The 10,815-nt window shown below is 66.4% G+C and carries 12 protein-coding genes; 5 read left to right on the forward strand and 7 right to left on the reverse strand.

Going from position 1 to position 10,815, the window contains the following annotated elements:
* Positions 1-8 precede the first annotated feature (8 nt).
* Positions 9-302: a hypothetical protein gene (locus tag Q8R60_06760; GenBank protein MDP3712167.1), complete on the forward strand. Its 294-nt coding sequence runs from the start codon at positions 9-11 to the stop codon at positions 300-302.
* A gap of 704 nt (positions 303-1,006) precedes the next feature.
* On the opposite strand, the gene Q8R60_06765 is transcribed toward Q8R60_06760, so the two are convergent.
* The 4 genes from Q8R60_06765 to Q8R60_06780 form a co-directional block, all read right to left on the reverse strand.
* Positions 1,007-2,275: a hypothetical protein gene (locus tag Q8R60_06765; GenBank protein MDP3712168.1), complete on the reverse strand. Its 1,269-nt coding sequence runs from the start codon at positions 2,273-2,275 to the stop codon at positions 1,007-1,009.
* Between the two features lie 347 nt (positions 2,276-2,622).
* Positions 2,623-3,537: a nuclease-related domain-containing protein gene (locus Q8R60_06770; protein ID MDP3712169.1), complete on the reverse strand. Its 915-nt coding sequence runs from the start codon at positions 3,535-3,537 to the stop codon at positions 2,623-2,625.
* A 69-nt stretch (positions 3,538-3,606) separates the two neighbouring features.
* Positions 3,607-4,749, reverse strand: a complete 1,143-nt coding sequence (locus Q8R60_06775; GenBank protein ID MDP3712170.1) for a hypothetical protein — start codon at positions 4,747-4,749, stop codon at positions 3,607-3,609.
* Positions 4,750-5,246: 497 nt separating this feature from the next.
* Entirely contained in the window at positions 5,247-6,623 is a 1,377-nt protein-coding gene (locus Q8R60_06780; GenBank protein ID MDP3712171.1) for an IS1380 family transposase, read from the reverse strand.
* A gap of 281 nt (positions 6,624-6,904) precedes the next feature.
* Here Q8R60_06780 and Q8R60_06785 point away from each other — a divergent pair, with 281 nt between their 5' ends.
* The 4 genes from Q8R60_06785 (at position 6,905) to Q8R60_06800 (ending at position 9,935) form a co-directional block, all read left to right on the forward strand.
* Entirely contained in the window at positions 6,905-7,642 is a 738-nt protein-coding gene (locus tag Q8R60_06785; protein MDP3712172.1) for a hypothetical protein, read from the forward strand.
* A gap of 22 nt (positions 7,643-7,664) precedes the next feature.
* Positions 7,665-8,039 carry a YccF domain-containing protein gene (locus Q8R60_06790; protein ID MDP3712173.1) on the forward strand — a complete coding sequence of 125 codons (375 nt, stop codon included), beginning with the start codon at positions 7,665-7,667 and terminating at the stop codon, positions 8,037-8,039.
* Positions 8,040-8,313: 274 nt separating this feature from the next.
* Positions 8,314-9,228 (forward strand): DUF559 domain-containing protein, encoded by a 915-nt coding sequence (locus Q8R60_06795; GenBank protein MDP3712174.1) that lies wholly within the window; start codon positions 8,314-8,316, stop codon positions 9,226-9,228.
* Positions 9,225-9,935, forward strand: coding sequence for a hypothetical protein (locus tag Q8R60_06800; GenBank protein MDP3712175.1), 711 nt, complete (start codon positions 9,225-9,227; stop codon positions 9,933-9,935). Before Q8R60_06795 ends, Q8R60_06800 begins: the two co-directional genes overlap by 4 nt.
* On the opposite strand, the gene Q8R60_06805 is transcribed toward Q8R60_06800, so the two are convergent.
* The 3 genes from Q8R60_06805 to Q8R60_06815 all read right to left on the reverse strand — a co-directional run.
* Positions 9,908-10,351, reverse strand: coding sequence for a DUF3883 domain-containing protein (locus tag Q8R60_06805; protein MDP3712176.1), 444 nt, complete (start codon positions 10,349-10,351; stop codon positions 9,908-9,910). The two genes, Q8R60_06800 and Q8R60_06805, sit on opposite strands and share 28 nt — an antisense overlap.
* Complete coding sequence (locus tag Q8R60_06810; protein ID MDP3712177.1) at positions 10,348-10,491, reverse strand: hypothetical protein; 144 nt, start codon at positions 10,489-10,491, stop codon at positions 10,348-10,350. The genes Q8R60_06805 and Q8R60_06810 overlap by 4 nt, the downstream gene beginning before the upstream one ends.
* A gap of 183 nt (positions 10,492-10,674) precedes the next feature.
* A partial coding sequence (locus Q8R60_06815) for an IS630 family transposase (protein MDP3712178.1) occupies positions 10,675-10,815 on the reverse strand: 141 nt, incomplete at its 5' end.

A 10,815-nucleotide genomic window follows, 5' to 3' on the forward strand; every position in this document is an offset into this window, starting at 1 on the left:
GACTAGCGATGACCGGGACCTGGTGGATTCACGACCGACTTGTGGTGGGAGCAGCACCAACCAATCTCGTTGGGCTGTTCGCCTTCACCGACCGCCCGGACCATGCGCTGCGGGTGATTCAGAAGCGCGCCACGGCGGTGGTGCCGTCCTTCGAGGTGGCCGAGGTCGTCCTACGGCTCGCGGGGTGGGCCGAGGACGACATCACCTGGCAGATCGCGTCCAGCAAGGGTGACTTGCCGGTCTCGGACGACCCGGACGACTGGTTCCCTGCCCCGCCAGCCGACCTGAGGGTGGTCCCCTGACCGGCACCTTCGGCTCGCTGCGGGCGACTGGCGTCGAGACGGTCCTGATCGACGATGTCAGGCGCTTTCGCGACGACAGACCCTGCCTGACTGCCAGGTCGTCCGCTGCTGGTGTCGACCTTCTGGAAGAACTCCGTGAGGTGCGCGTGGAGCACCTCTGGCTCGATCACGACCTCGGCGCCGAGGACACCATCTGGCCGGTGATCCGGTTGCTTGAGGACGCGGCCCTTGCTGGTGACCCGTTGACGATTGGCCTCGTCCACGTGCACGCCTGTCGCAGTGGCCCTGCGCATCACATGGCCGTGTCCCTCCGCCGGGTCGGATACTTGGTCGAGCACTGCACGGCCCCACGGACGTTCACGTGGTGACTTAGTTAGGGGTACCTAAGTAAGGTCTGGCTAAGTACACCTTCACTCCCCAACATCTTGGGGCTGGGAAGGCAGGTTCTTGGGTGGAGGCGATCAACCGATGTCAGAGGAGGATGCCCTCTCGTGGTGCCGACGACGATCAGCGACAACGACATGGGGCAGCGACCGGCGGGGACGCTGCGTCCTGCGACTCCAGGTCCCTAGCGGCTCTCTCGGCAACCGGATAGTCGTCGTGGCAGCCAGCACGGCGACGGCCACGGACGTGCTGGCCCGAGCGGTCTCGGAGGTCACCTCTGCGGAGGAGGCAGAGTCACGCAGGTTGCACATGCGGCTCGCCTAGCCCAGGCCCACGGCTGTTCGGACCCCTCGTCTTCCTGTGGGCTCTAGGTGGACGGACACGACCTCGACGTCACCCACCTCCAGGTCGGGCTCAAACGGGCTGAGGTGGACCGGTGGGGTCGACGAGGGAGACCAGGGGACGACTCCGTTCACCCTGTCCGCCATGGCTTGCAGACGCTGAGCGGTCATCTCGGCCTTGGGCACCGGGGACTCGGCGGCGGTGGAAGCCGACGTCCTCGCCCAGGCGGTAGACCCGGCGAGAAACGATGGGGTTGATTCCAGCGTGAGCGACCGGACGCGTGCGACCCAGACCTGGTCGGCGGACACCTCGGCAGCAGCGTCCAGCAGCGCGTCGCGGTGGCCCAGGAACCAGTCGACGGAGCCCTCATCCGGTCGGGCTGCCATGGACTCCAGGTATCGGCGGCTCAGCGCCGCGTTGTATCCAGAGTCACCAAGGTCTCGTCGGGGACGTCTCTCCCCCGCACCGAGCAGGACGTCTCGTCCTCCTTCCATCGAGTCAAGGCGCCTGGCCAGGAGCGGTCGGACGTCGAAGGTGTGGGTGTTTCCGTTGCTGCGCACGAGGTTGCCTCGGAGCCTGCCCAGGAGGCGGCGTCCGGTCCTGAGGTCTCGGCCCACAAGGTCCGCCAGGTACTGCGACGTGACTTGCCGTGGGGCGACCCCGGCGGTCACCAGGAGCATGCACGTGGCCCGCCAGGCAAGCCGTCCCATGTTCTTGTCCATCCAGATCACCGAGGCAGGGTTCACCAGGGCAGCCAGGTCCTCACGGGCGCAGCCCTCCGCTGGCTGCTGGCCTTCAAGGTTGGCGGACAGAGTTCCCACACAGGCTGTGGTCGGCTTATCTCCACTACAAGACCTCGGAGTTGACTCGACAACCCTCTCAGGGGTTGAAGTACTACTAGAGGGCTCGCAGCCTGTGTGGGAAGAGTGTCCGCTCATCCAGGAGTAGGTGCCTGCCTCGGCTACCTGACCGCGCCGCTTGTGAAGGACCTTTCGCGGCCTGCCCGCGATGTACAGCAGGCCGTGGTCGGCCTGGGCTCGACCGATCAACGTCTGGCCGTTGCGGTCCTTGGTGGAGTAGACGGTCTTGAGGTCAAGTCCGCTGGCCCGGCAGATGTCTCGCTGCTGAACGAAGGCTCCCTCCGACTCCGGGTGCCGCGCACGCTCTTCAACGAGGAATGCGTCCACACCGACAAGGAGAGCCACCATCTCGTTCGACACAGACGTGTCCAGGAGCAACGGGAGCACTCGTGACGGGAAGAGGCTGCATGCGTCTTGCGCGCTCCAGACGGTGGGCGTCGACCGGCTGTCCAAAGTCGAGCACCTCTCGGCGGGGGGACCTCGGTGAGCAAAGCCGATTGCCAGAGGTCCGTCATCAGTTCCGTGGATGGCGCCAACCTTCCGGCTGGACTGTCCATCTCTACGACTCTGGACAGGAGTTGGCAAACGGTCGACCGGCAACAGCATCAAGATCCTGGGGACTAGTCGACCCGAGAACGGCCATTTCCCCAAGATCTTGATGTGCGTGACCGAACCGTTACGTCCGCTCGCTTCGACCAGCAGATGTGAGGACGCCTGCCGAGGTCAGTCGTCTATCACTTCGGCCACCACGTGCTGCTTCGTCGGGACATCTCGTAGACGCGCTCGATCATCTCCGGCGTCATGCGCTCGGGGGCGCGCTTGAACGTGCTGGGGATGTCCATGCGGTCCAGCACGAGAACGTCGGGCGGCATCTGCTTGATGGTGACCTGGGGGATCACGGTGCCCGTGAGAAAGACAAGCACCGGCTTCACGGGCACCTCGACGCCCAGGTGGGCGAGCAGCGCCTTCCTGACCCGCTCGGCCTCCCTACGGGACTTGAGGAGGTAGTCGGTCTTCTGGCCGTTGACGAGGATGGTTCGCTCGCCGACCCACACGGTGCCGCCGGGGTGCCGCTTGGTGTTGACCGGGTAGACGCCGCCCTTGGCGATGACGAGGTGATCGATGTCCGGCGCGTGGTTGCCCGGACGCAGCGGAATGGAGTGGATGACCCGTGCCCCGTGCTTGGTCAGCCGGTCGAGTCGAGTACCCACCGCCTCCTCGCCATCAGCGCCGACGCGGAACGCCCGCTCGTCGGTGTAAACATCGAACGCCCGCTTGAGGAAGGTGCCGACCTTGGACTGCCCCTTCATCTCGGCCAGAAGAGACTCAGCCTCTGCCCGGACGCCTTGGCCGGGCTTGTTGAGGGCCAGGTCGGTCCAGCCCACTTCCACCGCGTAGTCGGAATCGGGAACAGCCCCCTGGGGGCTCGTGAGGGCGCCTACGGCCTCGGCGGAGGACGGAGCAGCCGTAGTCATCCCCTGGTCCGCCTGGTGGGCTCGGACGGCCTCGTGGAACTGCGCAGTCAGGTCGGCACGTTCAACCGTGCTCTCGCCGGTCAGCAAGTCGAGCCAACCGACCGTCTCGCCTGCTGTGGTCTTCACGTAGAGCCGGTCGTGGCCGAACCGGGTCCAGCGCGTCGCCGTCAGCATCTTGTGTTCGTCGGCGGGCGACGGTCACGGCCCGAGAGGTGCGCACGGTGGGGGGTCGCTCTGCTCACCTCAGATGAGCGTTCCGGTGAGTCGCAGAACCGATACGACTGCATCGGCGCAGGCGTCAAGCAGCGCGACGTTCCTCGGCTGCGCGGACAGGTTGCCGCGTGGAGTGGCTTGGTCGAGCCGGACCTCGCCAGTACCCGCGAGCACGGCGTGGACCTTGGCTTCAAGGTGCTTGATGTCGTCGCTTGCGAACGGCGTCCCGCCGCTTCGCACTAGCAGTGCCCGTCGCCACTCGGGCTTGCTCTGGCGGTGGCTGCTGAGACGGCCCAGGAAGTCCTCACTGAGCCCCACGTAGGCCCACGGCCTGACGATGAGGGTCGTCGTCAGGGTGCGCTCAAGGCCGGTCCTGGCGGAAGCCTGCTCAAGATGTGTCCCCGTCAGGACGTAGATGCCGGGCACGCCGCCCCAGTCACCAGCCGGGTCCAGGTGGCGTGGGACCTGCTCCATAACCATCGCCGGGTGGTCGCACACGACGGTGGCGCGTCCGTGACCATCAAGCCGAACGTCGAGTTGGACCGGCGGCAGTGTGCTGCCGAGCGGTCTCGTAGGAACCGCTTTGGCGTCCTCCGGGCCGGGGGTGACCGGAACGGTAGGAACCGGCTGGCTAGGCGTCACGGGGCCGGGGGTGACCGGAACGGTAGGAACCAGTTGGCTAGGCGTCACGGGGCCGGGCGCGAGGGGGGTGAGGTCGGTGATGAGCGTGCGCAACTCGGCTTCGGCCCGCGTGGGCCGAAAGATGGTCATGATCGCACCGAGAGTGTTAGTCGCCTCCTGGCTCAACGCATCCTTGTCGAACGCGCCCAGCCACTCCACGGGACGCTGGTGGTTGTGGTCGCCTGGGAGGCCCGCCTGGACGTGCCGGTATGGCCCGGTGACCCGCCCCACGAGATAGTCCCGGCGCTTCGGCAGCCGGGGCACGATCACGAGGTCGTCCACCTCGACGTTGAAGGCGAAGTTGATCAACTGACCGGCGGCGTTCTTCAAGCCGTTGTCCTTCGCCCGAGCCTTGATCGTCTCCGGTCCAGCGGCCACGAGGTCGTCCGTCGCCAACCCGGCGAAGCCCACGGCGATGTAGCCGCCGCTCTCGAACTCGGAGACATAGCGAGCCTGCTCACCCGCCCTGATCACCCACAACTGTCCAGTCACCAGTGAAGTCTGCCCCGAAGTCGGGCGCAGCGGGCGCAGGTTGCCCCTTGCCAGTGGCCTGCCGCAACTGGTGTCGGTGCATTGGCTCTGCGGGCGGTGTTCCAGGTCGCTACGGCGATGTCGCCGGGCGGTGTCATTCGTCGGTCTGTTCGGTGATCTCGAACCAGACCGGGGCGTCATCGGACCAGTCGGGCCTTCCCCGGCTTCTAGTTGGAGGCCAAGGACTATCCGGTGCGGGTCGAGGCGGTACTTGGTCACAAGAGGGGCTGGCAGGCCATCCTCGACTTCACCCAAAGAGCAGGCCACATCGCGTTCCCAGAGCAGTTCGTGGCCTACAGCAACAGCCCAGGCTGTCTTACCCTCGATCCACCGTCGCGTTGATGATCAAGGGTTCCGCGGGGTCGGGTAATGCCTCGGCGGCTAGGGGCGTGCTTGTAGGCCCGGGCTGACCGGTTCTCCACGTTGTTCCTGCTGGGTCCTGGCGGACGGTGGGTGGGTCAGGCTGCGAGTGGTGGGCCTTCGCGTGTGGCCGCAGCGAGTTGTTCCCAAGCGTGCTGCCAAGGCCAGTCGGTCGGTAGGTGCAGCGTGAGCCGTCGCGCGGAGCGGGCGAGCCGTCCCGGGACGTTGATGAGCTGCGTGCGGATCGTGCCGGTGGTCGCTTTGGCGTGGAACGTCGAGGCGAGGGCGCCGGCGGCGCGGGTGAGGTTGAAGGCGATGGCGGCGCAGACCAGCCAGGCGCTGTTCGCGGAGAAGTTGCCGGAGGGAAGGTGCGCGAGTGGCCCGTTCTTCAGGTCCGCGATGACTTGCTCGACGATCGCGTGTCCGCGGTGTGCCTTCTCCGCCTGGAGCATCGGCAGGGGGCTGTTGGTGAACACGGCGTGGTGGCGGTAGACGGTGAACAGCGGGTTCTGGTTCGCGGGGTTGACGTCGGGCACGCGCCGCACGATCAGCCGGGCGGTGACCTGCTTGGCTTTGGCGAGTGAGCTGAACGCGGTGAAGTCGATCTCGGCGACCTCGGCTTCGCTGATCCAGGCCTGGGCGGTGTCATCCCAGACCGCGTCGGTGTACTTGATCGGGGTCCAGGCGTCCGCTGCGATCGCGTCGATCGCGTTGCGGACCGGCGTGTTGAGCCGGGCGGTGATCGAGAAGCAGGCCTTGCGGCGCAGCACCGCAGCGATCACGTCGGACTGGAAGAACGCCGAGTCGGCGCGGAGCACCAGCACCGGTGCCGCGCCGGCCTTCTTGGCGGTGATCAGGGCGTCGGCGACGAACCGGTGCGCGCCGCTCGCGCTGTTCGTGGAGCCTTTGCGGAGCCGGACCGCGGCGATCACCGGTCGGCGGCTCGCGGAGCTGACCGTGGCGAGCAGCACGTTGAGGCCCTTGACGCCGGTGTAGCCACGACCGGCTCCCTGCTTGGCGTAGCCGAACGTCGGCTTCACGGTGTCATCGACATCGACGTAGGTCACCGGGTCCTGACCGGGACCGCCAGCGGACAGCAGCGGCGCGGCCTTCGCCACGTTGATCAGGAACCGCGACGCGACAGCGTCGAGCTGGCGGACGTATCCGAAGGTGAAGGACCGCAGGAACGTCCCCAATGTCGAGGGGCCCCGGACCCCGGTGAACAGCCGGCCCATCGCGCCGTGCCGCAGCAGAGCCATGTCGTCGATCGAGTCCGCACCCGCGACCATCCCCGCGATCAGCGCCACGACCTTCAGGACCGGGTTGCTGCCACCGGGCTTGTCGATCTTCACGTGCTCACCGATCAGGTCTTGCAGGCCGGCTCGCTCGGCGAGTTCCAGTACCGGCGCGAGACCCGCGCACGACACCAGGTTCGGATCATCAAAGGTGGCCGTGACGCCATGGCAGACTCGCATCCCACGGATGCCCTTCTGTGTGTTCGAGATTGTTGCCGTCGCAAGCCACATTCTCGTTGCACAGCAGGGCATTCGTGCGTCACGGCACGCCGCTCACCTCAAGCAGAACGGTGGATCGAGGCTTACCGAGGAGGATCGCAGGAAGGCGGCAGCCGCTCTCGCTGCCCTAATGTCCCGGCTGTCACAGCAATCTGCGGACGGACGGGCAGGGTTGTCGCCCGAGCCGATGACGCATACTCGCCCAAGCCTGTTGGGTTCTACCGGACGGAGACCGAGGCAGCGTGGCTGACAGCGATGTGCGATTCGAGTTGAAGTCCGTCAAGGCCATGCGCGGCACCGAGGGCCGATCCATCGCCAAGTGGCAGGCGCAGGGCTGGGAACTGGTGGGCCAGGACAGCGCCACGCTGCACACCACCCTGAACTTTCGCAAGGTCAAGCCGCCGCTGCCGCTGCGCCAGATCCTGATCGGTGGAGTCGTTGCGGCTGTGCTGTTGGGCATTCTTGGGGTGGGCGCCGCGCTGGGAGGCAACGGCGACGACGACGAGGCCGCAACGGTGAAGGCAACACCCACCGCAGTGGCTGCAACCACCCCGGCGGTGACTGAGGCCCCCACGCCCGAGGAGACGGCGGAACCATCGCCGGAGGCGACCGAGGACGGAGCCGTACCGGGCCAACCAGTCGAGCCCCCAGATGGCCCGCTCTCCAACACCACGGTGGATGCCCTGCTGGATCGGCTGAACGCGGGCAGGAGTGGCGGCATCAAGGTGGGCGACCGCTTCCGAATCACCGGCGAGTTGTTCCAGTCCGGCTTGTGGGGTGTCGGCGCGACCGGCGAGTACTGGGTGCTACTCAAGGCCGAGGGTGGCAAGCAAGACTTGCCGGTCTTCGTAGACCGCAGCCTCACCACCGGCTGGGGCGACGGGACCCGCGTGGAGATGGTGGTCAAGGCCGTGGAGAGGACCATCAACGGTGAGACGAGCGATGGATGGTTGCTCGTGAAGTCCGTGAAGACGCTCTAGCCCCCCGTAGAGTCACGTCCTCGTGAAGACCATCGGCAACGTGCTCTGGTTCCTCCTTGCTGGCATCTGGCTGGCCCTGGGCTACGCCATCGCCGCCTTCGTCATGACCATCCTCGTCGTGACTGCGCCCTTCGGCATCGCGTCCTGGCGGCTCGCTACCTACGTGATCTGGCCCTTCGGCAGGAGGGTCGTGAAGAGCCCCCGAGCAGGAGCGGCGAGCACCCTCGGCAACATTCTGTGGTTCTTCTTGGCTGGCCTGTGGATCGCTCTCGGACACATCGTGAGCGGCCTGCTGCTCTGCCTCACGGTCATCGGCATTCCGTTCGGGATCGTCGCCTTCCGCCTCTCGGTGCTGGCGCTGGCACCCCTTGGCAAGGAAGTCGTCCGCAGCGGGTAGCGGCATGTCGAAGCAGCAGGTCATCACTCACACAGGTATCTGCGTGCGCTTCCGTCGCTCCGGTAAGGGATCTCGCTGACCACCGTGAACTTCTTGGGGTTGATGCGTTCGGAGTCTCTCCACTCAAGCGGGATCTGTTGACCTGCTGGGCCACGACGCCGCCGACGCGAGGTGCCACAAGGCCGGGTAGCGGGCGATGAAGTCATCCTTGTCCACGCTCAGAAGCCTGTCAGCAGGGCCATGAGATCCGCTGGTGCGTCATAGTCTGCGCCGCATGGCGGCGACAGCGGACTGGGACACCTGGCTGGCTCGGAACAGAACAACGCTCGTAGGCGCGAAGACGCCGTACGAGTGGACGTTCGCCAACCTGATCCTGTCGCGTGTCACAGGGCTGTCTCCTGACGCCGTGCAGGTGCAGGGTGCGTTCACAGATCTGGACGGGATGCCTCGCCGCATGGACTTCGCCGTCGTAGATGGCTCAGTTCGAGTAGCCATCGAGGTTGACGGCTTCAACAAGGTCCCCGGCACGACGACCGGCATGACGAGCCAGCAGTTCAGCGACTTCCTGCGGCGGCAGACGGCACTGTCCGCCCAAGGGTGGATGGTCCTGCGCTTCGCCAACAGCGACTTTACGAAGGACCCTGCCCGGTGCATACGTCAGATCGAGTTGGCGTTACAGCAGGCGAGAGCCGTCACCGGGAGCGGACCAGGGCTGTCCTCCGAGGGCGCTGCCGAACTGCAACGACTTCGCCAGGAGTCCAACGACGTGAAGGCGTTGGAGAAGCAACTACGCCAGGTCGAAGGTGACCGCAAGCGTGCCCAGGAGGACAGCCGCAAGGCGCAGGTCCAGGCAGCGCAGGCCCTGGACCGGCAGAGGCAGGCCGAGGAGGCCGAAGCCGCAGGACGGCAACGCCGCCTTTGGCTCATCGGCGGGCTCGCCGTCGCGCTGATCGCGGCGGGAACGACCGGGGCGCTGTATGCCAGCCGGGAGCGACTCCCTGGCGTTGCCCCCGCAAGTCCTACCTCGTGCCCGAGCGGGCATCCAATCAAGGGCAACAGAAGCCAGAACGGAAGCACGAAGATCTACCACGTGCCGAGTGGCGTGTTCTACGCCAGGACGACGCCTGTCAGGTGCTTCGCCACCGAAGATGAAGCGGTCGCCTCGGGCTACCGTCGCTCGGCCCGATGACCATGAAGGTCGGCACGTGGAACTTGCAGCAGGCCGCTCCGCCGGGACCCAAGGCAGCGGCGCAGCGCAAGGCCATGGAAGCGATGGCCGCTGACATCTGGCTGCTCACCGAGGTCCACCTCGGCGTCTCACTTGACGACCAGTGCATCCACCACTCCGAGCCCCGCCAGATCAAACCCAAGCAGCGATGGTCCGCCATCAGCAGCCCCTGGCCCCTGGTGGCACTTCCGTCGCCTCACGTCGGCCTGGCGCTGGCCCGTGTCGCCACCCCTCATGGTTCGGCACTGGTGGCCTGCTCCGTGATGCCTTGGCGCGGTGCGAAGACCTCTTGGCCCGGTGAGCCGACCGCGAAGCACGGCGTCCGCTTCGCAGAGTCGCTGGACGCCCACCAGGACGCCATCAGGACGGCCCGTGACGGCTCCGAGACGGTCATCTGGGGGGGTGACTTCAACCAAGCCCTTGAAGGCCGCGAAACGGCAGGGAGCCTCGCCGGGCAGGCTCTACTTCTGGAAGCCTTCGAGTCGCTCGACCTCCATCCCGTGACCGGGCACCTGGACCACCGCATCGACACCATCAAGAGCATCGACCACATCGCCGTACCTTCGGGTTGGACGACCAGCGACGCCAACATACTCATGCCGACCTCAGTCGAGGGGAAGCCCTTGAGCGACCACGCTACCTACCTCGTGGAGGTCGGACCTGCCTGATCCCGAAGGGTTGCGTCGTAGACAGCGACCGGAAAGGGCACCTCGAAGTAGTGCTTCTCGCGGGCTCGGGCAAGTAGGGCTTGCAACTGCTCGCCGCCGATGCGGAGCAGGCGATAGTGGGCCGGGTCGCCCTGCCGGATGTTCTCGACGAGGTAGAGCCAGAAGTTCGGGTTTGACCGGCCCTCCTCAACCTGCCGGGTCTCAAGCCAGAGGTCGGCACCCCGAGCGGAGCCGCCGAACGCCTTCACCTCGACCACCCTGTCGCCGGACACCACGTCACCCGCCTCGCCCTGGTAGCGGGTGTCCGTTGCGACTCGTCCCTCCTCAGCCTCCCGAGCGATGACGAACTCGATGGCGGCAGCCTCGACCTGGCGATTGGTCAGTGCAGCGGTTGGCGGCAAGTCTGCGTGGCTCAACTGTCACCCTCGGCTTCGTAGACCACGAAGGTGTTGCCCGCGTCGATCACGCACGACGGGCACGCCTGGTAGTCACCGGACACGTCCGGGACTGCACGGGAGCCGAAGCAGTCGTCGCACTCATACACGCTGCACAGCATGACCTGTCCAAGCGGCACCAGGGCGGATCTCGCCGCCAGCAACCCGCCAGCAACCCCGACCACCTTCGGCGGACACTGGCGGACGAACTCTCGACTCGGACCCAGCGTTTCACGCTTGAGCGGACGCCTGCGAACCCGTGCGGACGCTGCCCGCTCGCATTTCAAGACCGCCGCCATCGACCACTAGTGGTCCGCGTCTGAAGTTGTCTTACGGACGGCGTGGGTGAGGATCTCGTCGGCGGTCTTGGTCCAGGTGAAGGGGTGGCAGCGGTCGTTCCAGCCTTCGATGAACCGGCTGATCGCGGAGACGAGTTCCTTGACGCT

Source organism: Mycobacteriales bacterium (assembly GCA_030697205.1).
Lineage (GTDB): Bacteria > Actinomycetota > Actinomycetes > Mycobacteriales > SCTD01 > JAUYQP01.